This window comes from Collimonas fungivorans, from assembly GCF_001584145.1.
In the GTDB taxonomy this organism is placed as follows: Bacteria; Pseudomonadota; Gammaproteobacteria; order Burkholderiales; family Burkholderiaceae_D; genus Collimonas; species Collimonas fungivorans.
The window spans coordinates 5,345,304-5,367,895 of sequence record NZ_CP013232.1; the positions used below are offsets into that span (position 1 = coordinate 5,345,304).

22 protein-coding genes are annotated in these 22,592 nt (G+C 62.7%); 15 read left to right on the top strand and 7 right to left on the bottom strand.

Features of this window, described 5'->3' with window-relative positions:
• The first annotated feature begins 12 nt into the window (after window positions 1–12).
• Both CFter6_RS23535 and CFter6_RS23540 read left to right on the top strand, forming a co-directional pair.
• Entirely contained in the window at window positions 13–867 is an 855-nt protein-coding gene (locus CFter6_RS23535) for a pirin family protein (RefSeq protein ID WP_061541956.1), read from the top strand.
• A gap of 86 nt (window positions 868–953) precedes the next feature.
• On the top strand, window positions 954–1,613 hold the full coding sequence (locus tag CFter6_RS23540; RefSeq protein ID WP_061541957.1) for an alanyl-tRNA editing protein: 660 nt from the start codon (window positions 954–956) through the stop codon (window positions 1,611–1,613).
• Here CFter6_RS23540 and CFter6_RS23545 read toward each other — a convergent pair.
• The gene (locus CFter6_RS23545; RefSeq protein ID WP_014008198.1) at window positions 1,606–2,097 is read right to left on the bottom strand and encodes an Lrp/AsnC ligand binding domain-containing protein; all 492 of its coding nucleotides are present in this window, start codon (window positions 2,095–2,097) and stop codon (window positions 1,606–1,608) included. The two genes, CFter6_RS23540 and CFter6_RS23545, sit on opposite strands and share 8 nt — an antisense overlap.
• 149 nt (window positions 2,098–2,246) lie before the next feature.
• Here CFter6_RS23545 and CFter6_RS23550 point away from each other — a divergent pair, with 149 nt between their 5' ends.
• From CFter6_RS23550 to ettA, 7 genes are all read left to right on the top strand, one after another.
• Window positions 2,247–3,533, top strand: a complete 1,287-nt coding sequence (locus tag CFter6_RS23550) for a D-amino acid dehydrogenase (protein WP_061541958.1) — start codon at window positions 2,247–2,249, stop codon at window positions 3,531–3,533.
• A gap of 41 nt (window positions 3,534–3,574) precedes the next feature.
• Window positions 3,575–4,684 (top strand): alanine racemase, encoded by a 1,110-nt coding sequence (gene alr / locus CFter6_RS23555; RefSeq protein WP_061541959.1) that lies wholly within the window; start codon window positions 3,575–3,577, stop codon window positions 4,682–4,684.
• 146 nt (window positions 4,685–4,830) lie between these two features.
• The gene (locus CFter6_RS23560) at window positions 4,831–6,069 is read left to right on the top strand and encodes an ArgE/DapE family deacylase (RefSeq protein ID WP_061541960.1); all 1,239 of its coding nucleotides are present in this window, start codon (window positions 4,831–4,833) and stop codon (window positions 6,067–6,069) included.
• 185 nt (window positions 6,070–6,254) lie between these two features.
• Window positions 6,255–7,493, top strand: a complete 1,239-nt coding sequence (locus CFter6_RS23565; RefSeq protein ID WP_061541961.1) for a Bcr/CflA family multidrug efflux MFS transporter — start codon at window positions 6,255–6,257, stop codon at window positions 7,491–7,493.
• The gene (locus CFter6_RS23570) at window positions 7,490–8,173 is read left to right on the top strand and encodes a Dph6-related ATP pyrophosphatase (RefSeq protein WP_061541962.1); all 684 of its coding nucleotides are present in this window, start codon (window positions 7,490–7,492) and stop codon (window positions 8,171–8,173) included. The genes CFter6_RS23565 and CFter6_RS23570 overlap by 4 nt, the downstream gene beginning before the upstream one ends.
• A gap of 155 nt (window positions 8,174–8,328) precedes the next feature.
• Entirely contained in the window at window positions 8,329–9,219 is an 891-nt protein-coding gene (gene rarD, locus CFter6_RS23575; protein ID WP_061541963.1) for an EamA family transporter RarD, read from the top strand.
• Window positions 9,220–9,309: 90 nt separating this feature from the next.
• The gene (gene ettA, locus CFter6_RS23580) at window positions 9,310–10,977 is read left to right on the top strand and encodes an energy-dependent translational throttle protein EttA (RefSeq protein ID WP_061541964.1); all 1,668 of its coding nucleotides are present in this window, start codon (window positions 9,310–9,312) and stop codon (window positions 10,975–10,977) included.
• A 62-nt stretch (window positions 10,978–11,039) separates the two neighbouring features.
• Here the strand turns inward: ettA and CFter6_RS23585 are convergent, their stop codons facing one another.
• The 3 genes from CFter6_RS23585 to CFter6_RS23595 all read right to left on the bottom strand — a co-directional run bounded on the left by CFter6_RS23585 (window position 11,040) and on the right by CFter6_RS23595 (window position 13,985).
• Window positions 11,040–11,618 carry a DUF4337 domain-containing protein gene (locus tag CFter6_RS23585; RefSeq protein WP_061541965.1) on the bottom strand — a complete coding sequence of 193 codons (579 nt, stop codon included), beginning with the start codon at window positions 11,616–11,618 and terminating at the stop codon, window positions 11,040–11,042.
• A gap of 165 nt (window positions 11,619–11,783) precedes the next feature.
• Window positions 11,784–12,836: a type II asparaginase gene (locus CFter6_RS23590; RefSeq protein ID WP_150118927.1), complete on the bottom strand. Its 1,053-nt coding sequence runs from the start codon at window positions 12,834–12,836 to the stop codon at window positions 11,784–11,786.
• Between the two features lie 297 nt (window positions 12,837–13,133).
• The gene (locus CFter6_RS23595; protein ID WP_061541967.1) at window positions 13,134–13,985 is read right to left on the bottom strand and encodes a mechanosensitive ion channel family protein; all 852 of its coding nucleotides are present in this window, start codon (window positions 13,983–13,985) and stop codon (window positions 13,134–13,136) included.
• Window positions 13,986–14,185: 200 nt separating this feature from the next.
• Between CFter6_RS23595 and hisC the strand changes: the two genes are divergently transcribed.
• The 4 genes from hisC (at window position 14,186) to CFter6_RS23615 (ending at window position 18,049) form a co-directional block, all read left to right on the top strand.
• Window positions 14,186–15,274 carry a histidinol-phosphate transaminase gene (gene hisC, locus CFter6_RS23600; RefSeq protein ID WP_061541968.1) on the top strand — a complete coding sequence of 363 codons (1,089 nt, stop codon included), beginning with the start codon at window positions 14,186–14,188 and terminating at the stop codon, window positions 15,272–15,274.
• A gap of 72 nt (window positions 15,275–15,346) precedes the next feature.
• Window positions 15,347–16,495, top strand: a complete 1,149-nt coding sequence (locus CFter6_RS23605) for an MFS transporter (RefSeq protein WP_061541969.1) — start codon at window positions 15,347–15,349, stop codon at window positions 16,493–16,495.
• A gap of 70 nt (window positions 16,496–16,565) precedes the next feature.
• A complete protein-coding gene (locus tag CFter6_RS23610) occupies window positions 16,566–17,306 on the top strand; it encodes an META and DUF4377 domain-containing protein (protein ID WP_061541970.1) in 741 nt (246 codons plus the stop codon).
• Window positions 17,306–18,049: an alpha/beta fold hydrolase gene (locus CFter6_RS23615; protein ID WP_061541971.1), complete on the top strand. Its 744-nt coding sequence runs from the start codon at window positions 17,306–17,308 to the stop codon at window positions 18,047–18,049. The genes CFter6_RS23610 and CFter6_RS23615 overlap by 1 nt, the downstream gene beginning before the upstream one ends.
• Before the next feature lie 5 nt (window positions 18,050–18,054).
• On the opposite strand, the gene CFter6_RS23620 is transcribed toward CFter6_RS23615, so the two are convergent.
• The 3 genes from CFter6_RS23620 to CFter6_RS23630 form a co-directional block, all read right to left on the bottom strand.
• Window positions 18,055–19,014 carry an NAD(P)H-dependent flavin oxidoreductase gene (locus CFter6_RS23620; RefSeq protein WP_061541972.1) on the bottom strand — a complete coding sequence of 320 codons (960 nt, stop codon included), beginning with the start codon at window positions 19,012–19,014 and terminating at the stop codon, window positions 18,055–18,057.
• Between the two features lie 132 nt (window positions 19,015–19,146).
• Complete coding sequence (locus CFter6_RS23625) at window positions 19,147–20,064, bottom strand: MBL fold metallo-hydrolase (RefSeq protein WP_061541973.1); 918 nt, start codon at window positions 20,062–20,064, stop codon at window positions 19,147–19,149.
• Window positions 20,061–20,282: a DUF1289 domain-containing protein gene (locus tag CFter6_RS23630; RefSeq protein WP_417924783.1), complete on the bottom strand. Its 222-nt coding sequence runs from the start codon at window positions 20,280–20,282 to the stop codon at window positions 20,061–20,063. The genes CFter6_RS23625 and CFter6_RS23630 overlap by 4 nt, the downstream gene beginning before the upstream one ends.
• A gap of 79 nt (window positions 20,283–20,361) precedes the next feature.
• On the opposite strand from CFter6_RS23630, the gene creB reads away from it, so the two are divergent.
• Together creB and creC are read left to right on the top strand one after the other, a co-directional pair.
• On the top strand, window positions 20,362–21,078 hold the full coding sequence (gene creB / locus CFter6_RS23635) for a two-component system response regulator CreB (RefSeq protein ID WP_061541974.1): 717 nt from the start codon (window positions 20,362–20,364) through the stop codon (window positions 21,076–21,078).
• Window positions 21,075–22,514 carry a two-component system sensor histidine kinase CreC gene (gene creC, locus CFter6_RS23640; protein ID WP_061541975.1) on the top strand — a complete coding sequence of 480 codons (1,440 nt, stop codon included), beginning with the start codon at window positions 21,075–21,077 and terminating at the stop codon, window positions 22,512–22,514. Before creB ends, creC begins: the two co-directional genes overlap by 4 nt.
• The last annotated feature ends 78 nt before the right edge of the window (window positions 22,515–22,592 follow it).

Sequence of the window (22,592 nt, forward strand, 5' to 3'; positions counted from 1 at the left end):
CCGGAGAATTTCATGAACAAACCAGTTTTCAACCGCCAGCTCGAGCGCCTGGTCACCGGCATCGACACCCAGGACGGTGCGGGCGTCAGCCTGGTGCGGGTCCTCACCAATGACCTGCAGCGCCGGCTCGATCCGTTCCTGATGCTCGACAACTTCCATTCGGACAAGCCGGAAGACTACCTCGCCGGTTTTCCCGATCATCCGCACCGTGGCTTCGAAACCGTGACCTACATGCTGGCCGGGCGCATGCGCCATCGCGACAATGCCGGCAACGAAGGTTTGCTGCAGGCCGGCGGCGTACAGTGGATGACGGCAGGCAGCGGACTGGTGCATTCCGAGCTGCCGGAACAGGAAGACGGCCTGATGAGCGGTTTCCAGCTGTGGCTCAACCTGGCTTCGGGCGACAAGATGGTCGCTCCCAGCTACCGCGACCTGCAAGCCGATGAAATTCCGCAGGTTTCGCCGCAGCCCGGAGTCAAGGTGAAAGTAATTGCCGGTTCCGCTTTCGGCACCGCCGGCGCGGTGCAACGGCCGCACACCGAGCCGCTGTACCTGGACGTGCAGCTGGAAAGCGGCCAGCAGCTGGATTTGCCGATCCCGGCCGGCCATAACGCCTTCCTGTATGTGTTCGAAGGCGGCTTGAACATTGGCGCGGACAGCCGCAGCGCACCGGCAGGCCGCATGGCGATCCTGAGCAATGTCGCCGATGCCGCCGGCGTCAGCCTGCAGGCGCAAGGCAACAGCCGTTTCCTGCTGATTGCCGGCAAGCCGCTCAACGAACCGATTGCCCAGTGGGGGCCGTTCGTGATGAATACGCGCGAGCAGGTGGAACAGGCGATCCAGGATTTCCGCGACGGCAAGATCTGAAGTCAAGAAAAGGGGCAAGCACTGAACTTGCTCCCTTTTCGCCCCTTTTGTTATGCTTGCCGGATCTTTCATTATTCCGGCTGGCCATGACCCGCAAGCTTTTCTGGCAAGATCCCTACCGCACCACGCTCACCACCCAGGTCAGCGCTGTCGACAATGACCGCGTCCGTCTCGCGGAAACCATTTTCTTCGCCTTTTCCGGCGGCCAGGAAAGCGACCATGGCACCCTCGCCGGCCACCCCGTGTTGTCGGCGGAAAAAGACGGCCTGGACATTCTCTACACGCTGGCGCCGGGACATGGCCTGCAGGCAGGCAGCGACGTCGAGATCGTGATCGACTGGGACCGCCGCTACCGCCTGATGCGGCTGCATTTCGCCGCCGAGATGGTGCTGCAGCTGGTGTACAAGCTGCGGCCAGGCATAGAGCGCATCGGCGCCCATATCTCGGCCGACAAGGGGCGCATCGATTTTGCCCACGAAGGCAGCATCGCCGTGCTGCTGCCGCAGGTGGAAACCGAAGTGGCTGCCCTGCTCGAAGCCAACCTTCCTATCGTCACTGCGTTTACCGATGAGGCCACGCAGCGGCGCTACTGGGAAGTCGCAGGATTCGCCAGGATGGCTTGCGGCGGCACCCATCCGCGCTCGACCGCGGAAGTCGGCGCACTCAGGCTGAAACGCAAGAATATCGGCAAGGGCAAGGAGCGTATAGAAATCAGCTTGGGCGGCAATCCGTTGGCAGCTATTTAGTTTCCATGGACAGCGCCAGCGTCTCCTTGATTTCTTCCATCACGACATAACTCTTGGACTGCGCCGCCCCAGGCAACTGCAGCAGCATGTCGCCCAGCAGCTTGCGGTATTCCGCCATCTCGCGGATGCGGGCCTTGATCAGGTAATCGAAATCGCCCGACACCAGGTGGCACTCCAGCACCTCCGGAATGCGCAACACTTCGCGCCGGAACTGTTCAAACGCATGCGCCGATTTCTGATTAAGCGTAATCTCGACAAAAACCAGCAGCTTGGCGCCGACCGCGGCCGGGTTGACGCGTGCGTAATAACCGTCGATGACGCCGTCGCGCTCCATGCGCTTGACGCGTTCGATGCACGGCGTGATCGACAAGCCGACCTGCTCGCCCAGGTCCTTCATCGACATGCGGCCGTCCTGCTGCAGCAGACGCAAGATGTGGCGGTCCAGCTTGTCCAGGGTGCGGCTCGATTCCTTGTAGATTCTCATGTCCCGAATTTTCTGATATTTTTAGTATTAAATCCTGATTACATTGATTTATACAGTAACAAATGCTGGAAATTAGCTATTAGCATAGCGCTTATTGCTGCAAATCAAAAACAATTCAGGCGAATTCAGGTCTACTAAGGGGAATCAAGATGCGGGTGCTCATTCTTGGCAGCGGCGTGGTCGGCGTCACCAGCGCCTATTACCTGGCCCGTGCCGGCCACGAAGTAACGGTCATCGACCGCCTGCCGGGACCTGCGCAAGACACCAGTTTTGCCAACGCCGGCCAGATCTCGCCCGGCTACGCCTCGCCCTGGGCCGCGCCCGGGATTCCGCTGAAAGCGCTGAAGTGGATGCTGCAAGAGCACGCACCGCTCTCGATCACTCCCGACGGCACCCTGTTCCAGCTGCGCTGGATGTGGCAGATGCTGCGCAACTGCAGCGCCGCCCGTTATACCGTCAACAAGGAACGCATGGTGCGCCTGGCCGAATACAGCCGCGACTGCTTCAAGGTGCTGCGCGCCGACACCGGCATCGCCTACGAAGGCCGCCAGCTCGGCACCATGCAGGTATTCCGCAGCCAGCAGCAGCTGGACGACGCCGCCAAGGATATCCAGGTGCTGCAAGACACCGGCGTCCCGTTCGAATTGCTGACGCCGGACCAGCTGGCGCTGGCGGAACCGGCGCTGGAAGCGGTCAAGCACAAGCTGAGCGGCGCATTGCGCCTGCCTAACGATGAAACCGGCGACTGCCAGATGTTCACTACCCGGCTGGCGAAGATGGCCGAAGAACTGGGCGTGCGCTTCCGCTACAACCTGCAGATCGATGCGCTGACCCTGGCCAACGGCGAGATCGCCGGCGTCCAGTGCGGCCCGGAACACCTGCAGGCCGATCGCTACGTGGTAGCGCTGGGCGCCTACTCCACCGGTTTCCTCGGTTCGCTGGTGGATATCCCGGTGTACCCGCTGAAGGGTTATTCGGTCACGGTGCCGATCGTCGACGCCGAAGCGGCCCCGGTCTCGACCGTGCTCGACGAAACCTACAAGATCGCCATCACCCGTTTCGACGACCGCATCCGGGTCGGCGGCATGGCGGAGATTGTCGGCTTCAACAAGACGCTCAAGCCAAAACGCCGCGCCACCCTTGAGATGGTGGTCAACGACCTGTTCCCGGGCGCCGGCAATACCGCCGCCGCCAATTTCTGGACCGGCTTGCGGCCGATGACGCCGGACGGCACGCCGATCGTCGGCGCCACCCACATCCGCAACCTGTTCCTCAACACCGGCCACGGCACGCTCGGCTGGACCATGTCTTGCGGTTCGGCGCAGCTGCTGGCGGACCTGATTTCCGGCAAGCGGCCGGCGATTGCCTCGGATGACCTGGCGGTCGGCCGCTACAGCAAGCACGGCGCGCAAAACGAGCATCCGGCATACGCCTGAATACAGCAAACTACAGCAAACGTTTTTTAGCGAAACACACCATGCATCCACAAGCGGCACACGCAGGGGCGATCCTGACGGTCGACCTCGACGCCCTGCGCAGCAACTACCGTTTGCTGCGCAAGCAAGCCGGATCGGCCCTATGCGGCGCTGCCGTCAAGGCCGATGCCTACGGCCTGGGCGCGGCACGGGTCGGGCCGGCGCTGGCGGCGGAAGGCTGCCGCCACTTCTTTGTCGCCCATCTCGACGAGGGCATCGCGCTGCGGCCGCATTTGCCGGCTACTGCACAAGTGTTTGTATTGCACGGGCCGCCGCCCGGCGCAGAGCAGGAATTCATCAGCCACGGCCTGCTCCCGGTGCTCAACAGCCTGCAGCAGATCCAGGGCTGGCACGCGCTGGCGCAAACGCTGCAGCGGCCATTGCCAGCCATCGTCCAGGTCGACAGCGGCATGTCGCGGATGGGGTTGCCGGCGGCCGAAGCGGAAGCCTGGCTGGCCGATCCGCGCTACCTGCAAACCATTCCGCCGCTGTTCCTGATGAGCCACCTGGCTTGCGCCGAACACCAGGACCATCCGATGAACGCCAGCCAGCTGGCGCGCTTCAATACCTTGCGCCAGCGCTTGCCGCAAGTGCCGGCCAGCCTGGCCAATTCTTCCGGGATTTTCCTCGGCCGCGACTACCAGTTCGACCTGGTGCGCCCCGGCGCCGCCTTGTACGGTATCGCACCAGTGGCCGGAGCCGCCAATCCGCTGCAGCCGGTGGCCGCCCTGCACGGCCGCATCCTGCAAACCCGCACCATCGAACACGGCGACCATGTCGGCTACGGCATCAGCTACAGCGCCACCGAACAGCGGCAGATCGCTACCGTCGGCGTCGGTTACGCCGACGGCTGGCTGCGCGGCATGAGCAACCGCGGCATGGTGTTCATCGACGGCCGGGCGGCGCCCATGGTCGGCACCGTCTCCATGGATTCGATCACCATCGACGTCACCGGCATCGCCGCCGAGCGGCTGCAGGCCAGCGCCCTGGTCGAACTGATCGGCCCGCACCGTCCGGTCGACGACGTGGCGCGGCTGGCCGGCACCATCGGCTACGAAATCCTGACCGGCCTCGGCCACCGCTATCACCGCGAATACATCGGCGGATTGTAGGATGGGCACCCGTGCCCACGCGGGCTACCTTGGCAAATAATCGAGGGCCATTCCGCGCGGGCAGAAATCTGCCCACCCTACGTTTTCCCTCTCATGGCGGCAACGTCGTAGAATCAAGTACTCCTGCAACTCTCCTCTCCACCGCCATGACTAAAACAGCGTTATCCGCACAGCTCGCCAGCTGGATCGATGGCCACTTTGACGAAGAAGTCGGATTCCTGCAAACCATCGTCCGCATCCCTACCGACACCCCGCCCGGCAACAACGCGCCGCACGCCGATGCGGTAGCCGAACTGGTCACTGCCTGGGGCTGGCAAGCCGAGAAGCATCCGGTGCCGGCAGCTATCGTCAAAGACTACGGCATGGAAAGCATCACCAACCTGATCATCCGCCGCCAGTATGCCGGCGCCGGCCCGGTGCTGGCGCTGAACGCCCATGGCGACGTGGTGCCGCCAGGCGAGGGCTGGACCAAGCAGCCGTATGGCGGAGAAATCGAAAACGGCCGTATCTACGGCCGCGCCACCACGGTGTCCAAAGGCGATTTCGCTACCTACATTTTTGCCGTGCGCGCGCTGGAATCGCTCGGCGTGCCGCTCAAGGGCGCGCTCGAACTGCACTTCACCTACGACGAAGAATTCGGCGGCTTGCTGGGGCCGGCCTGGCTGCTGGAAAAGCGGCTGACCAAACCCGACCTGGTGATCGGCCCCGGCTTCAGCTACAACGTCGTCACCGCACATAACGCCTGCCTGCAATTCGAAGTGACGGTGCACGGCAAAGCCACCCACGGTTCGATGCCGGAAACCGGCCACGATGCATTGCAGGCAGCAACCAAAGTTTTGCAGGCGATCTACGCCAAGCTGCCCGACCTCAAAAAAATCAGTTCGGCCATTCCAGGCATCACCCATCCGACCATGATCGTCGGCCGCATCGACGGCGGCACCAACACCAATGTAGTGCCGGGCAAAGTGGTGCTGAAGATGGATCGCCGCATGATTCCGGAAGAAGATCCGGCGGCGGTCGAAGCCGAGGTGCGCGCCATGATCGCCGCGGCGGTCACCGGCCTGCCCGGCATCCGCGTCGACATCAAGCGCCTGTTGCTGGCGCGCGCCCTGCGCCCCTTGCCCGGCCACGAAAAACTGCTGGCCAGCGTGCAAAAGAATGCGCAGGCCGTGTTGGGCGAAGCGATTCCAGCCAACGGCTCGGCGCTCTACACCGATGCCCGCCTGTACGGTGAGCATGGCATTCCGGTGGTGCTGTATGGCGCCGGTCCGCGCACCTTGATGGAATCCAACGCCAAGCAGGCCGATGAAAATCTTGCGCTGGACGATCTGCGCAAGGCGACCAAAGTCGTGGCCCTGACCTTGCTGGATTTCCTGGCGGCGTAAGCCGGCCCCGGTCTGCCGGAACCGGCCCGGCAGACATTCCGATGTTGGTGTAACATTAGCCAACGTTTGAGCGCACCGATCATGTCTGTGCCGCTTGTACTACCTTTGGCAATTCCTGCCTGCGCTTTCCACCCGCTGCACATATTTAACCCAGCGCCAGCAATTGGCGCCACTCCAAGCATTCCATGACAAACACACCTGCAACTTCAGCCCCGGAGAAACTGCTCCCGGGCTGGCTTCTTTTACTTGGCGCGCTGACCGCCATCGGCTCGCTGTCGATCGACATGTACCTGCCGAGCTTTCCGACCATCGCGCAACAGTTCGGGGTCGGCAGCAACCTGGTGCAGCTGACCCTGGCCAGCTTCCTGGTCGGGCTGGCGGTCGGCCAGATGTTTTACGGGCCGCTGAGCGACCGTTTCGGCCGCAAGCCGCCGCTGTATGTCGGCATGACGCTGTACCTGCTGGGTTCGCTGGCCTGCATGGTTTCGCAAGACGTGGTTGCGCTGATACTGTTCCGTTTCCTGCAGGGCCTGGGCGGCTGCGCCGGCATGGTCATTGCACGCGCCGTGATCCGCGACCGGCTCGGCACCACCGGCGCCGCCAGGGCGTTTTCGCTGATGATGCTGGTGATGGGCCTGGCGCCTATCCTGGCGCCGCTGATCGGCGGCAGCGTACTCAAGTTCTGGGGCTGGCGCGTGATTTTCGGCGGCCTGGCCGCCTTCGGCCTGTTTTGCCTGCTGGCGATCCACTACACCATGCAGGAAACGCTGGACCGCCACAAGGCCGAGCCGCTGCACCTGGGCCGCACCCTGAAACAATACGGCCGGCTGCTGCTGGACCGCCAGTTCGTCGCCTACAGCCTGGTCGGCGGCCTGATCCAGGGCGGCATGTTCGCCTACATCACCGGTTCCTCTTTCGTGCTGATCGAACTGCACGGCATCAAGCCCGAGCATTTCGGCTTCGTGTTCGGCACCAATGCCTTCGGCCTGATCGCCGCCTCGCAGATCAACGCCCGCCTCGTCGGCCATTATTCGCTCGACACCATCCTCGGCCGCGCCCTCTGGCTGCCGGCGCTGCTAAGCCTGTTCATCGCATTGCTGGTGGCTTGCGGCGTGAACAACCTGCCTATCCTGCTGGTCGGCTTCTTCGGCTATCTTGCCTGCTATGGTTTCATCAGTCCGAATGCATCGGCGATCGCCTTGTCGCAGCAAGGCAAGCAGGCCGGCACCGCGTCGGCGCTGATGGGCACGCTGCAGTTCACGCTCGGCATCACCTCTGGCGTCGGCATGAGCTTGTGGCATGACGGCACTGCCTTGCCGCTGATGGTTGTGATGGCGACCTGCGGCGTCGGCGGCTTGCTGCTGCATCGTTTCGTGGCGCGGCCTGAACATCGGCGCCTGCGGCAAGCAGCGGTTCATTCATGATCCCGCAAACGGCAGGCGCACTGGTGTCCTGGAGCGGCGGCAAGGATTCCTGCCTGGCGCTGTGGCGCGCGCGCCAGAGCGGCGTGCGGATCGAGCGCCTGGTTACCGCGCTGGATGAAAGCGGGCAGCGCGCCCGTTCGCATGGCGTGCCGCCGGCCTTGCTGCAGGCGCAGGCGGATGCGCTCGACGTGCCGCTGGTCTTTTACAGCGCCAGCTGGCAGCAGTACGAAGAGAAATTCGTCGCCGCCTTGTCCGACGCCCATGGCGCCGGCATACGCCACGCGGTATTCGGCGATATCGATTTGCAAGCGCATCGCGACTGGGAAGAAAAAGTCTGCGCCCGGGCCGGGTTGCAGGCCAGCCTGCCCTTGTGGAACCAGCCACGGCGCCGGCTGGTGGACGAATTCCTGGCGCTCGGTTTCAAGGCGCTGGTGGTATGCGTGAATGGCAAGCATCTGCCGCAAGATTTTTGCGGGCGGGAATTCGACGCGGCCTTTCTCGCCGACCTGCCACCGGAGGTGGATGCCTGCGGCGAAAACGGCGAATTCCATACTTTCGTCTATGACGGCCCGGCATTCGCCCATGCAGTCCGCTTCCGCCGTGACCGCATCAGCCCCTATCATTCGCCGCCGGAACTGGGGTCGACCACTTACTATTTCCAGGAACTGCTGGCTGCCTGACGGGGCGGCCATATGCAGATCTTGAGAGTCGGGCCCGCCGCTTATGCGTAAAATGCTGGATGTTGTTTAAATGCGCCCGAAACAAGTAGCAGAAACATAACTGAAGACCGGCGCCGCTTATTCACCTTTTACCCACCTTTTTACAGACCCACACCATGCAAGCAGGAATGTTCTATGCGATCGCCTCCTACATCCTGTGGGGCCTGTTTCCGATTTACTTCAAGGCGCTGGAAGCCGAGATCCCGCCGGTCGACATCGTCATGCACCGGATGCTGTGGTCGTTCCTGTTCCTGGTGATCGTGCTGACCGTGCGCAAGCAGTGGGCCTGGGTCGGGCCGGTGCTGCGCCAGCCGCGCGTCATCGGCGGTTTCATCGCCAGCGCGCTGCTGCTGACCGCCAACTGGACTACCTATATCTGGGCCGTCAACAACAACCATATCGTCGAAGCCAGCCTCGGTTATTTCATCAACCCGATGGTCAGCGTGGCGCTCGGTTTCATCTTCCTGCGCGAACGGCCGCGCCTGCTGCAATGGCTGGCGATCGCGCTGGCCGCCGCCGCCGTGCTGTGGCTGACCTGGCAAGCCGGCCACCCGCCCTGGATTGCGCTGACCCTGGCCGTGACTTTCGGCAGCTACGGCCTGCTGCGCAAGACCGCCAGCCTCGGCGCCCTGCCCGGCCTGGCGCTGGAAACGGCGCTGGTGCTGCCGCTGGCGCTGGCTTACCTGGCGTATACTACGCTGCAGGACCACAATACCTTCGTCAGCGCCTCGACGTCCACCAGGTGGCTGCTGGTGGCCGCCGGCCCGATCACCTCGATTCCGCTGCTGATGTTCGCCGCCGGCGCCCGCCGCATCCCGCTGTCGCTGGTCGGCGTACTGCAATACATCACGCCGTCGCTGCAGCTGCTGCTGGGCGTCTGGCTGTATGGCGAGGAACTGGACGGCGCCAGGCTGGCGGGTTTTGTCGTGATCTGGGTGGCTTTGGCCCTGTATTCAGTGGAAGGCCTGTGGCGCACATTTGCAGCGCGCCCCGGTGCTTCGACTTAAAGATCGACATCGGTTATTCTTGGCAGTCTGGCTAGTTTTTACTGCTTCTCTATTTACGCTTCTCTCATCAATTACTCATCATTGCTCCCCATGGCCCAATACGTCTACACAATGAACAAGGTCGGCAAGATCGTGCCGCCCAAACGCCAAATCCTGAAAGATATCTCGCTGTCGTTTTTCCCCGGCGCCAAAATCGGCGTGCTGGGCCTGAACGGTTCCGGCAAATCGACCCTGCTGAAAATCATGGCCGGCATCGACAAGGATATCCAGGGCGAAGCGGTGCCCATGCCGGGCCTGAACATCGGCTACCTGCCGCAGGAACCGCAGCTCGATCCTGAGCAAACGGTGCGCCAGGCGGTCGAAGGCGGCCTGGGCGAAGCGTTTGAAGCGCAAGCCAAGCTGGATGCGGTGTACGCCGCCTATGCGGAAGAAGGCGCCGATTTCGACGCGCTGGCAGCGGAACAGGCGCGGCTGGAAGACATCCTCGCCACCGCCGGCGACGGCAATCTCGACCTGCAGCTGGAAATGGCGGCCGACGCCTTGCGCCTGCCGCCCTGGGATGCCAAGATCGGCGTGCTGTCCGGCGGCGAAAAGCGCCGCGTTGCGCTGTGCCGCCTGCTGCTGTCGAAGCCCGACATGCTGCTGCTGGACGAACCGACCAACCATCTGGACGCCGAATCGGTCGACTGGCTGGAGCAGTTCCTGCAACGCTTCCCCGGCACCGTGGTCGGCATCACCCATGATCGCTACTTCCTCGACAACGCCGCCGAATGGATCCTGGAGCTGGACCGCGGCCACGGCATCCCGTGGAAGGGCAACTACAGCTCATGGCTGGAACAGAAGGGCAACCGCCTGAAGCAGGAAGAAGCGACCGAATCGTCACGCCAGAAAACCATCGCCAAGGAACTGGAATGGGTCAGGCAGAATCCGAAGGGTCGCCAGGCCAAGAGCAAGGCACGCCTGGCGCGCTTCAACGAACTGAGCGAGCACGAATACCAGAAGCGCAACGAGACCCAGGAAATCTTCATCCCGGTGGCCGAGCGCCTGGGCAATGAAGTGATCGAATTCAAGAATGTCTCGAAATCGTTCGGCGACCGCATGCTGATCGACAACCTCAGCTTCCGCATCCCGGCTGGCGCCATCGTCGGCATCATCGGCCCCAACGGCGCCGGTAAATCGACCCTGTTCAAGATGATCACCGGCAAGGAACAGCCGGACAGCGGCGAAGTGGTGATCGGCGCCACCGCCCGCGTTTCGATCGTCGACCAGTCGCGCGACTCGCTGTCGGACCAGAAAACCGTGTTCGAAGACGTCTCGGGCGGCGCCGACATCCTCACCGTTGGCCGCTTTGAAATGCCGTCGCGTGCCTACCTGGGCCGTTTCAACTTCAAGGGCGGCGACCAGCAGAAGATCGTCGGCAACCTGTCCGGCGGCGAACGCGGCCGTTTGCACCTGGCCAAGACCCTGCTACAGGGCGGCAACGTGCTGCTGCTGGATGAACCGTCCAACGACCTCGACGTCGAAACCTTGCGCGCGCTAGAAGACGCCTTGCTGGAATTCGCCGGCAGCGTGATGGTGATCAGCCATGACCGCTGGTTCCTGGACCGCATCGCCACCCACATCCTGGCTTTCGAAGGCGAATCGCAGGTGTCGTTCTTCGACGGCAACTACCAGGAATATGAAGCCGACAAACGCAAGCGCCTGGGTGAAGAAGGCGCCAAGCCTAAGCGGATCCGCTACAAGCCGGTGACGCGCTGATTGCAGTAGATTGAAATATCCAAGGCGGACAGCCCTTGCTGCTCCGCCCTGGATATCAGTATTTAGATATGCAGCCAGGCCAGCGTGCCCAGCACCACGCTGACTGCACCGGCGCCATACGCCATCTTTTTCAGCCACTCCTTGCGTGTCAGCAAAGTAATCGCCGCCAGCGAAATCGCAATCTGGATCGCCGTCATCGCCTGCGCCCAGCGGTGATGCTGGTGCAGCGCCAGCTCTGATTTCTCATCCCATTCCCTGGCCTCGGTTTCGAGCGCTTCAGCCTTTTTCTGCACTGCCTCTTTTTCACTCTTGTAGCGCGCTGCTTCGGCGCTGTAGTGGACGGCGTCGACACCGGGAATATGCGTCGCCAGCTCGGCCAGGTTCTGGCGGCTCGACTTGGCCTGGTAATAATTCCACTGGTTGGCCGCCTCGGTCTTCTTGATGGCGGCGTCATTCTTGTTCATCGCCGCGGCGCTCTCGGTAGAGCCGGCCTGGTAGCTGAACAAGGCGCCGACGGTCGCCATGATTGCTGTCATCACCGCGATCTTGCCGGCGAAATTGTCGCCGCTGCCATGGGCATGCTCGGTGACATGCTCGATATGGTGCTCATGCGGGCTGGGAACTTCGAATTCTTCGGACATGGCGTTTGATCCCTGAAAAAATTGTTTAGCGATTGTATCCGGCGCCGGCCCGGTTGCCGATGCCGTAAACGTAAAAAAGCCGGCTGAATCATCTTGTCCGATTCAGCCGGCTTTTTTTGCCCGCATGCCAAGGCGACAAGCATCGCCTCGGCTCGCAGCCTACGATCAGTAGGTGTAGAACATGCGCTGGATTTCTTTGGTGTTGCTGGTCTTGGTCAGCGCCAGCATCAGCAGGATGCGTGCTTTTTGCGCATTCAGCGTATCGGCCACCACAAAGTCCAGTTCGTCATCGTTGGCTTCGCCGTTGCGCGCCACTATCCCTTGGCCGACGCGGCTGGCGCGGACAATGATCACACCCTTCTTGCGGGCTTCGACCAGCGGCGTTTTCATCTGCGCGGCAATGCTGCCGTCGCCGACGCCAGCCTGGATGATGCCCTTGGCGCCGGAAGCGACTTGAGCGTCGAGAGCGGCGCGGGTCATGTTGGCGTAGCCGTAGATGATGTCAACCTGCGGCAGCACGTCCAGCTTGCTGACGTCGAACTCCGTGTCGACCGTGTTCTTGCGGGTCGACTGGCGGTAGAAATAGGCCTTGTTGCCCTGGATGTAGCCCAGCATGCCGAGTTCGGTCGACTTGAAGGTGTCGGTGGTCGAAGTATTGGTCTTGCTCACTTCGCGCGCAGAATTGATCTGGTCGTTGAGCGACACCAGCACGCCCTTGCCGATCGCATCCTTGCTGCCGGCCAGCAGCACTGCGTTGTACAGGTTGATCGGGCCGTCGGCCGAGATCGCGGTCGAAGGACGCATGGCGCCGACCACCACTACCGGCTTGCGGCTCTTGACGGTCAGGTCAAGGAAATAAGCGGTTTCTTCGATAGTGTCCGTGCCGTGGGTGATGACGATGCCGTCCACGTCCGGTTGCGCCAGCAGCGCGTTGACGCGCCTGGCCAGCTTCAGCCAGTGGTCGTTGGTCATGCTTTCGCTGGCGATCTGGAATACCTGCTCGCCTTTGACATTGGCGACTTTCTTCAGCTCAGGAACCGCTGCGATCAGCTTTTCCACACCCACGGTAGCCGAGGTATAACCCACGGTAGTGGTGCTGTCGGCGCCGGTGCCGGCAATCGTGCCGCCGGTGGCGAGGATCATGACGTTAGGCAGCTTGGCCTGGCTGTCCTGCGCATGCGCCGCGGAAGTCGACAGCAACAAGGCGCCGAGCATCATCAGCGCATAGGAATTGAAACTGCGGTTGAGGGCACGCAGTGAAAGTTTGCGGGTAGACATAAATCTCCTGATCTGTTGATAGTTGTGGACCGCTGGCTGAGCTGGAAAGCGGTCACGCGGCAATTCAACGTTCTGCAACGCGTTGCCGCGCCGCGGAACTGTAGCTAAAGTCGGCAATGCGATCTAATGCAATTTATGCATAGGTTTATGCATAATTATTATATGCCTTCGATCCAGCCAACAGTGCTCGTCCAATCGTTTGTCTTGCCAAAAACGTATCAGCAAGAATCAGGCCCGTCAGGCGGCGAGCTTGGCTTCCGCTTCGCGCGTGATATGCAGCTCGCGCATCGGGAACGGGATCGAGCAGTCCACCGCCGCCAGCGCGGCTTGCACTTTTTGCGCAATCGACCAGCGCACGTCCCAGTATTCGGAGGTGGTGGTCCAGGCCCGCAGGTTGAGCATGACCGCGCTGTCGGCATGGTCGGTGACCACCACGAACGGCGCCGGCGTCGCCAGGATGCGCTCGTCCGCCAGCAGCAGTTCCTTCAGGGCCTGGATCGCGACCGCCGGATTATCCTTGTAGCTGATGCCGATCGGCATGTCGATGCGGCGCGTGTTGTTGCGGCTGAAATTGGTCAGCGCGCTGTTCCACAGCTGGTTGTTGGGCGCAAACAGGCAGATGCCGTCGGCCTTGGTCAGCTTGGTGGCAAACAGGCCGATTTCATCGACGGTGCCTTCGATGCTGCCGTTGGAGATGTATTCGCCGACCTGGAACGGCCGCAACAGCAGCAGCATCATGCCGGCCGCGATGTTTTGCAAAGTCCCTTGCAAAGCCAGGCCGATCGCCAAACTGGCGGCGCCCAGGACGGCGATGATGCTGGCGGTCTGCACGCCGAACTGGCCGAGCACGGCCACCAGCGTGATCAGGCGCACCAGCCACAGCAGCACGCTGCGCAGCACCGGACGCAAGGTGGCGTCCAGGCTGGCGCGCGCCATGACCCGGTCGAGCGCATTGGCGAAACGCGACGACAGCCACCAGCCGACTGCCAGCGTAAAGATCGCCAGCACGGCATTGAGGCCATAGTGCAAGGACGATTCGAGCAGGAAATTCCAGATCGAAGAGAGTTGGTTGACGGCTAATATGTTCAAGGGCAGCTCCTGTTGCTTGTATGAAATAACACGGACTAGTGGACGGTAACAGCCGATTCGATCCGCGTATCGAGCCCTCTATGTTACCAGTTGCTCCCGGCACAACCCGCGAATCCCTGCCAGACCGCCCCGGGTTTGCTACCATATGGCTGATTCGCCAACCCGCGCAGCCGCAGCACTTACTTTCTTTTAGCGACACAATGAGCAAATTCTGGAGTCCCATCGTCAGCCGCCTGACGCCCTACACCCCCGGCGAACAACCGAAGCTAAGCAAGCTAGTCAAGCTCAACACCAATGAAAACCCGTACGGCCCGTCGCCGCTGGCGCTGGAAGCCATGCGCGCCGAACTGGGCGACAACCTGCGGCTGTATCCGAACCCGGACGCCGAGCCGCTCAAGCTGGCGCTGGCCGAACAGAACGCCGCGCACGGCATCACGCCGGCCCACGTATTCGTCGGCAACGGTTCCGACGAGGTGCTGGCGCATGCCTTCCAGGCCTTGCTGCAGCATGAGCAGGCGATCCTGTTCCCGGACATCAGCTACAGTTTTTACCCGACTTACTGCGGCCTGTACCAGGTGGCCTACCGGACCGTGCCGCTGGCCGCCGACTTTACGCTGCGGGTCGACGACTACCTGGACAGCGCCGCCGGCGGCATCATCTTCCCCAACCCGAATGCGCCTACCGGCTGCCTGCTGCCGCTGGCCGAAGTCGAACGGCTGGTGGCCGGCCAGCCTGACTGCGTGGTGATCGTGGATGAAGCCTATGTCGACTTCGGCGGCGACAGCGCCATCCCGCTGGTGGCGCGCTACCCCAACCTGCTGGTGGTGCAGACCTTGTCCAAGTCGCGTTCGCTGGCCGGCTTGCGGGTCGGTTTTGCGATCGGCCATCCGGACCTGATCACCGCGCTGGAGCGGGTCAAGAACAGTTTCAACTCCTATCCGCTGGACCGCATGGCGATCGTCGGCGCCACCGCGGCGATCAAGGACCAGGCCCATTTCGACCGGACCCGGCAGGCCGTCATGGCCAGCCGCGAGCACCTGGTCGGCGGCCTGGCCGCGCTCGGTTTCGAGGTCCTGCCGTCAGCCGCCAACTTCGTGTTCGCCCGCCATCCGCGCCACGACGGCGCCAAGCTGGCGGCCCGCCTGCGCGCCGACGGCATCATCGTGCGCCATTTCGGCAGCGCCCGCATCGCCCAGTTCCTGCGCATCACCGTCGGCACCGACGACGCTTGCCAGGCTTTGCTGGACGCCTTGCAGACGCACCTGAAAGACATGCCTGCCGACTTCTGACCGTCGCCGTGGGTGGCGCTGCGCCACCCATCGCCATTTCGCCGTTTCCAGCGGCTTTCAACTCCTTCTGCAATGTCCAACCCAATCGCGCCGTCCGCCGTCAACACCCGCATGCGCCGGGCAGCCTTGCCGCTGCTGTTTCTGATGGTGGGGGTAATCTACGCCAGCTGGGTATCGCGCATCCCGGCGCTGCGCGACCACCTGCAGCTGGACCCGGCCAGCCTCAGCCTGTTCCTGCTGGGCGGCGGCATCGGTTCGGTCGCTTCTTTTCCGCTGGCGGCATGGCTGATAGGCCACTATGGCGCGCGCCGCGCCTGCTGGTATGCCGGCCTGGCGCTGCTGCTCGCCATCCCCTGCCTGGCGCTGGCGCCGTCTCTGCCATGGCTGATGCTGGCGATGCTGTGCCTGGGCGTCTGTTCCAGCTGCTTCAATGTGGCGATCAATGCGCTCGGCGCCGAAGCGGAAAAGATCGCGGGGCGCTCGATCATGTCGCAGCTGCATGCCTGGTTTTGCGTCGGCACGCTGTCCGGCGCCTTGCTCGGCAGCGTCATCGCCGGCATGGAAATCAAGCCGCTGCTGCATTTCGGCCTGGTCGCCCTGTGTGCGCTGATTCCACTGCGCCTGTGCTACCGCGCACTGCCGAATGACCGGCCGCAATACATCGCCGGCAAGAAACACTTCGCGCTGCCGCACGGCCCGCTGATTGCGCTCGGCGTAGTCGCCTTCGGCGGCGCCATCGTCGAAGGTTCGGTGGCCGACTGGAGCGGCGTCTACATGAAAGACCGCCTGTTCGCCAGCGACGGCGTGGCGCCGCTGGCGTTTGCCTTGTTTGCCGGCATGATGCTGCTGACGCGCATGGTCGGCGACAAACTGAAGGAAGCCTTGGGCGCGCGCCGCGTAGTTGCGGGCGGCGCCTTGATCGCGGGCCTCGGCATGCTGATCGCCTTGGTCGCCAGCCAGATTCCTTTGGCTATTGCCGGCTTTGCGCTGACCGGGGTCGGCGTCGCCACCATCTTCCCCTTCATCTTCAGCGCCGCCGGCCGCCACGGCCCGACCGCGCTGGCCGGCGTCACTACCATGGGTTACACCGGCGGCCTGATCGGTCCGCCCATCATCGGTTTCCTGGCGCACGGCTTCGGCCTGCCCGCGGCCTTGTCGCTGGTCGGCCTGCTGTGCATCGCGGTGGCGCTGGCTGCCGGCCGCGCCAGGTGGCTCGAATGATGTCGCTAAGCTAAAATAGTTGCTCGCGCAGATGTGCCGACCAGCGCCAACCCACATACATGGAGTCCACATGACGCTTGCCTTGTTCCCCCATTCCCTGATCCGCCGCCTGGCGCTTTGCGCCGCCGCCGGCTTTGCCCTGGCTGCCTGCGCCAGCACGCAGTCAGCGGCCAGCAGCGATGCCGCACTGGCGGCATCGCGCTGGGAACTGACCGGCTGGACCGGACATACCGTGCCGCATGGCGACAACGGCGAGCCGGTGATCCTCAACTTCAGCCAGGAGAACGGCAAGGGCCGGGTCAGCGGTCGCGCCGGCTGCAACCAGTTTTCGGCGCCCTACTCGGTGCGCGGGCCGGGCCAGCTGACGATCGTGGAGGCGGTGACCACGCGCATGGCTTGTCCCGAACCGGCAATGCAGTTCGAAGCCGATTTCCTCGATAAGCTGCAAGCCGTCGATCAATACAAGATCGCCGGCCAGCAGATGGAGATGAAGACCCTGGACGGCCAGACCTTGAGTTTCCATGCGCGCGAAAAACCGGGCGCCGCGGCAAAAATCAAGTTCGTCTATGTGGCTTCGCAAAAAGTGCCGTGCAGCGCTGGTGTGATGCGCACCACTTGCCTGCAGATCCGTGAACGCAAGGAAGACCCATGGCAGCTCTGGTACGGCAACATCCAGGGTTTCAATTTTGAACCCGGCATCGCCTATCGCCTGCGCATCCTGGAAGAACAGGTGGCCAATCCGCCGGCCGACGCCAGCTCCATCAAATGGACGCTCGACATGGTGGTGGAACAGGAAGTGGTCAAGAAATAATGACGCAATCGACGCCGCACGGCCACAGTTTGCCGCAGCCGCAGTTATCGTTATTACTGCTGCCCGGCTTCATGCTGGACCAGACCCTGTGGGACGACATGCGCGACGGCCTGGCGCAGCTGGGCCAGCTGCATTTCGGCGATCTCGGCCAGGACGATTCGATCAGTGCGATGGCGGCACGTGTCCTGCAAAACGCGCCGCCGCGTTTTGTCCTGGTCGGTTTCTCGATGGGTGGTTATGTAGCGCAAGCCATCATGCAGCAAGCGCCGGAACGGGTAATTGCCCTGGCCTTGCTGAATACCTCGGCGCGCCAGCAAGATCCGCGCGAAATCGCCGGCAACAAGGTGCAACTGGAACTCGCCCGGCAAGTGCCGTTCAAGGGACTGACCAGCCGCGCGCTGGCGTCGTCGCTGCATCCGGACCATGCGCATGACAAGGTGCTGCTGGACCGCCTGCAGGCGATGGCCCTGCGCAACGGCAAGGAAGTTTTCATCCGCCAGCTGTCGGCGCTGCGCAGCGACGGTTACAGCGAACTGCAGAACATCCGCTGCCCGACATTGGTCGTGGCCGCTAGCCACGACCAGCTCAGCAGCCTGGCAGAAGCGCAACAGATGGCGGCGCAGATTCCCGGCGCCGCCATGGTGCTGATCGAAGACTGCGGCCACATGACGCCGCTGGAGAAACCGGCGCAGCTGCTGCAGATCCTGTCCGGCTGGCTGACGCCGATAGCAGCGTCAATGTAAGGCGATTACAACGCCAGGCGCTTGCGGGCTGCCTGATATTCGGTCTGCAGACGATCGACCATCTGCGCTACGCTGGGCACGTCGTCCATCAGGCCGACGCCCTGGCCGGCGCCCCAGATATCGCGCCAGGCCTTGGCGCCGGTGCCGCCCGAACCGAAATTCATCTTCGATTTATCGGCTTCCGGCAGGTTGTCCGGATCGAGGCCGGCATTGACGATGGATTTCTTCAGGTAGTTGCCGTGCACGCCTGTGAACAGGTTGGTGTACACCACATCGGCCGCGGTCGATTCCACGATTGCCTGGCGATAAGCGTCGTCGACATGGGCTTCCTTGGTCGCCAGCCAGCGCGAGCCGATGTAGGCAAAGTCGGCTCCCATGGCCTGCGCCGCCAGGATCGCATCGCCGGTGGCGATGGCGCCCGACAAGGCGATCGTTCCCTTGAAAAATTTACGCACTTCCCCCACCAGCGCAAACGGCGACAACGGTCCGGCATGGCCGCCGGCGCCGGCGGCCACCAGGATCAGGCCGTCGACGCCAGCTTCCAGCGCCTTTTGCGCATGGCGGATCGAGATCACGTCATGCAGCACGATGCCGCCATAACCGTGGATCGCATCCATCATTTCCGGCGGCGGTGCGCGCAGGCTGGAGATGATGATTGGCACCTTGTGCTTGACGCAGACCGCGACATCGTGCGCCAGGCGGTCATTCGACTGGTGGACAATCTGGTTGACCGCAATAGGTCCCACTTTTGCATTCGGGTGTTCAACCTGATAGGCAGCCAGCTCGGCTTGCAGGTCAGTCAGCCAGACATCCAGCAGCTCCGCCGGCCGCGCGTTCAACGCCGGAAACGAGCCGACGATGCCAGCCTTGCATTGCGCGGCCACCAGGGCCGGGCCGCTGGCGATGAACATCGGCGAACCGATGACGGGAAGGCTCAGGTTTTGCAGCGCAACTGGCAGTGCCATAACGACCTCTGGTAGTGGATATCAAGAGTTTTGATTATAGGGAGAAAACACCAATAAAAAGTACGATCGTGCTAGATTTTGTCCTCTAAAACCGGCATTGGCCTGGCTGTTTGCCGCCGGTCCAAAGCCAGTTTAATGTCGATTGCACAAGAAACCGTCGCATATTTCTGCTGCCCCGGCGCGCACCAGCTGCGCCACGGTCCATGCGCTCAGATCGGCCTCGCTGAGCTGCAGGTGACGCTGGTTGGCAACCGCCACCAGGGGCAGGCCGGCCAATATCTGCGGGACCTCGGTCAACTTGATCCGTTGCCGTTCCAGCAGCAGGAATTTCAGCAGCACCTTGATGGCGTTCTGCGCGTTGCGGCGCGGATCGGCGGCCAGGTAATCAAGACGCGAGAACGCCGTATCGAGCGCTGCGGCGACGCCGCTGAACGGACCGCCATGGCCGGGAATCACCAACCGCACATCCAGGGTAGCGATCAGTTCCAGCGTCGCCCGCTCTTCGGCAAAACCCGATGCGCCCTCCAGTTCCGGAAAAATCACGCCAAAGCCGTTTTCCCACAAGGCGTCGGCGGAAATCAGGATGCCCTGCTCCTGGCAGAAAAAAATCAGGGAATGCGGATCGTGGCCGGCTGCCGCCAGCACCTGCCATTCCATGTCGCCCAGCGTCAGCCGGTCGCCGGCTTGCAGGGTGGCGTCGAAACCGAAACGCGCACATTGCTGGCCGGTGCCGCTGTAGCTCAGCGCATCCCTGTCCCATGCGCGCACCTGTTCGGCTTGCGCAGCCGGAATCGCGGTGTGGCAACCGTATGCCTGCTGCAAAGCGGCGTTGCCGCCGCAATGGTCGGAATGCAGGTGGGTATTCAGCAAACGGTCCAGCGGCCGTCCCTGCAAGCCGTGCGCTACCAGCGCCACGGTTTGCGCCGCATGGCTCAGGTAGCCGCTGTCGATCAGCGCGGTCTGCTCGCGGCCCAGGAACAGGATATTGTTGGAGGACAGCCAGCCGCGCTCCAGCACGCGCATGGTCGGCGGCAATTGCAGGGCCGTCATGCCAGCTCCCGGCGTAACGCGATCTGTTGCCAGATGCTGCGCTTCTGTTCATCGCTGGCGCAGCTCCATGCGGCAATTTCGTCCAGCGTGCGCAGGCAGCCGTCGCACAGGCCGCTGGCCGCGTTCATCACGCACACATTGATGCAGGGCGATGCGCTGTAATCCTGGCCGGGCTCATCCTTGGCGCTATCGGCCGGCTTGATTTGCTTGTTTTCCACGTTGTCTCGAAATATTCTGTTGTTTGTGCCCTTAATCCTATAATACGCGACACCACTGCTCTCCATGGCGACCACCCGCATGCTCAATATTCTACTGGCTGAAGACGAAAGCGCGATTGCCGACACGGTGATCTATGCGCTCGGCAGCGAAGGCTTCCAGGTCCAGCACTGCCTGCTCGGCAGCGCCGCCCTGCAACAAGCACGCAGCGGGCAATTCGACCTGGCGGTGCTGGACGTCGGCCTGCCGGACATGAGCGGTTTCGACGTCTGCCGCGAGCTGCGCAAGTTTTCTTCGCTGCCGGTAATTTTCCTGACCGCGCGCGGCAGCGAGATCGACCGCCTGATCGGCCTCGAAATCGGCGCCGACGATTACATGGTAAAACCCTTCTCGCCGCGCGAACTGGCGGCGCGCATCCGGGTCGTGCTGCGGCGCTTGAACCAAACACCGGCCGCCGACGCAAGCGCATCGCCGCCAATCGTACTGGGCGAATTCGAGCTGGACCAGGCCGGCATGCGCATCCGCTATGCCGGCCAGGCTTTGCAGCTGACGCGCTACGAGTACCTGCTGCTGAACATGCTGCTGAGCCGGCCGGGCGGCATCTTCACCCGCCGCCAGCTGATGGATTCGATCTGGCATGACGCTCCGGACAGCACCGACCGCACCGTCGACACCCATGTCAAGACCCTGCGCATCAAGCTGAAAGCCGTCGCTCCGGCTGCCGATCCTATCCAGACTCATCGCGGCCTCGGTTATTCGATAGAACTGGCGCCGAACGGCAAGCAGGCGCCGACGTGAAACTCGGCATCCGCATCCTGCTCGGTTATTTCCTGATCGTCGGCCTGGCCGGCGTATTCATCCAGCGCGTATTCCTCGCGGAAGTGAAACCGGCGGTGCGGCAGGCGATGGAAGATACGCTGGTCGACACCGCCAATATCCTGGCCGAGCTGGCGGCCGACGACATGAAACAGAATCGTATCGGCGACGGCAACTTCGCCGGCCGGGTGCGCGAATATGCCCATCGCGACATCAATGCAAAAATCTGGGGCTTTCGCAAGACCACGCTGGATTACCGCATCTACGTCACCGACCTGAAAGGCATCGTGCAGTTCGACTCGACCGGGCGCGCTGTCGGCCAGGACTATTCGCGCCGCAATGACGTCTACCTGACCCTGCAAGGCAATTACGGCGTGCGCTCGACGCGCGATGTCGACAGCGACGAACGCAGCACCGTCATGCATGTGGCGGCGCCCATCATCGACAATGGCAAGATGATAGGAGTACTCACCGTCGCCAAACCCAACAACACCTTGCAGCCCGCGATTTCCCAAAGCGAAAGAACCATCGTGCGCTGGGGCGTTTTATTGCTGGTGCTGTCGCTGGCGGTTGGACTGGCAGTCACTTTGTGGATCAGCCGCTCGCTGGGCGCATTGCAGCGCTACGCCCGCGCCGTCACCGCCGGCGAACGGGCGCAACCGCCAACCAAAGGCGCCAGCGAAATCGTCGAACTGGGGCGGGCGCTGGAGTCGATGCGGCAAAGGCTGGAAGGCAAGCAATACGTCGAGCACTACATCCACAGCCTGACGCATGAAATGAAAAGTCCGCTGGCGGCGATCCGCGGTGCGGCCGAGCTGCTGGATGAAGACCTGCCGGCGGCTGAGCAGCGCCGCTTTGCCCATAATATCCGCGGCCAGTCGCAGCGGTTGTCGGAGCTGATCGAAAAGATGCTGGCGCTGGCAGCGATCGAACACCGGCAGGCGCTGGAAAACATCGTCGCCGTCGATCTCGGGCAATTGCTGGCGGAAGTCATTGCACTGCTGGAGCCTCGCCTGCAGCAGGCTAAAGTGACGGTGCAGGTCGCCAATGCGCCTGAGCTTCCGCAAATCCGCGGCGAGGTATTCCTGCTGCGCCAGGCCCTGCTCAACCTGCTTGAGAACGCCATCGATTTTTCACCGCCCGGCGGCGCGATCACGATACAAGCCGATACCAGCACCGCCGGCGCCGTCACGCTCGCCGTCGCGGATAACGGTCCCGGCATCCCGGACTATGCGCTGGAGCGCGTATTCGAACGCTTTTATTCGCTGCCGCGTCCCGCCAGCAATGAGAAAAGCACCGGCCTCGGGCTCTGCTTCGTGCAACAGGTGGCGCAACTCCATCACGGCCAGATTACCTTGCACAACCGCAGCATCGGCGGCGCCGAAGCGCGGCTGACGCTGCCGCTTGAGCCGGCCTAGGGCAACTTCACATCCGCTTCACAGTCACCTCCAATTGACGCCGCACAGCCGCCGTCATCGATTCACACACTCTCCCTA

Coding starts and splice junctions, on each gene's coding strand:
- CFter6_RS23565 (WP_061541961.1), top strand. CDS start 6,255: ATGACAAACACACCTGCAACTTCAGCCCCGGAGAAACTGCTCCCGGGC.
- CFter6_RS23550 (WP_061541958.1), top strand. CDS start 2,247: ATGCGGGTGCTCATTCTTGGCAGCGGCGTGGTCGGCGTCACCAGCGCC.
- CFter6_RS23540 (WP_061541957.1), top strand. CDS start 954: ATGACCCGCAAGCTTTTCTGGCAAGATCCCTACCGCACCACGCTCACC.
- CFter6_RS23545 (WP_014008198.1), bottom strand. CDS start 2,097: ATGAGAATCTACAAGGAATCGAGCCGCACCCTGGACAAGCTGGACCGC.
- CFter6_RS23605 (WP_061541969.1), top strand. CDS start 15,347: ATGTCCAACCCAATCGCGCCGTCCGCCGTCAACACCCGCATGCGCCGG.
- CFter6_RS23560 (WP_061541960.1), top strand. CDS start 4,831: ATGACTAAAACAGCGTTATCCGCACAGCTCGCCAGCTGGATCGATGGC.
- CFter6_RS23615 (WP_061541971.1), top strand. CDS start 17,306: ATGACGCAATCGACGCCGCACGGCCACAGTTTGCCGCAGCCGCAGTTA.
- CFter6_RS23625 (WP_061541973.1), bottom strand. CDS start 20,064: ATGACGGCCCTGCAATTGCCGCCGACCATGCGCGTGCTGGAGCGCGGC.
- CFter6_RS23535 (WP_061541956.1), top strand. CDS start 13: ATGAACAAACCAGTTTTCAACCGCCAGCTCGAGCGCCTGGTCACCGGC.
- creB (WP_061541974.1), top strand. CDS start 20,362: ATGCTCAATATTCTACTGGCTGAAGACGAAAGCGCGATTGCCGACACG.
- CFter6_RS23620 (WP_061541972.1), bottom strand. CDS start 19,014: ATGGCACTGCCAGTTGCGCTGCAAAACCTGAGCCTTCCCGTCATCGGT.
- CFter6_RS23590 (WP_150118927.1), bottom strand. CDS start 12,836: ATGATGCTCGGCGCCTTGTTGCTGTCGACTTCCGCGGCGCATGCGCAG.
- CFter6_RS23585 (WP_061541965.1), bottom strand. CDS start 11,618: ATGTCCGAAGAATTCGAAGTTCCCAGCCCGCATGAGCACCATATCGAG.
- CFter6_RS23570 (WP_061541962.1), top strand. CDS start 7,490: ATGATCCCGCAAACGGCAGGCGCACTGGTGTCCTGGAGCGGCGGCAAG.
- alr (WP_061541959.1), top strand. CDS start 3,575: ATGCATCCACAAGCGGCACACGCAGGGGCGATCCTGACGGTCGACCTC.
- hisC (WP_061541968.1), top strand. CDS start 14,186: ATGAGCAAATTCTGGAGTCCCATCGTCAGCCGCCTGACGCCCTACACC.
- ettA (WP_061541964.1), top strand. CDS start 9,310: ATGGCCCAATACGTCTACACAATGAACAAGGTCGGCAAGATCGTGCCG.
- CFter6_RS23610 (WP_061541970.1), top strand. CDS start 16,566: ATGACGCTTGCCTTGTTCCCCCATTCCCTGATCCGCCGCCTGGCGCTT.
- rarD (WP_061541963.1), top strand. CDS start 8,329: ATGCAAGCAGGAATGTTCTATGCGATCGCCTCCTACATCCTGTGGGGC.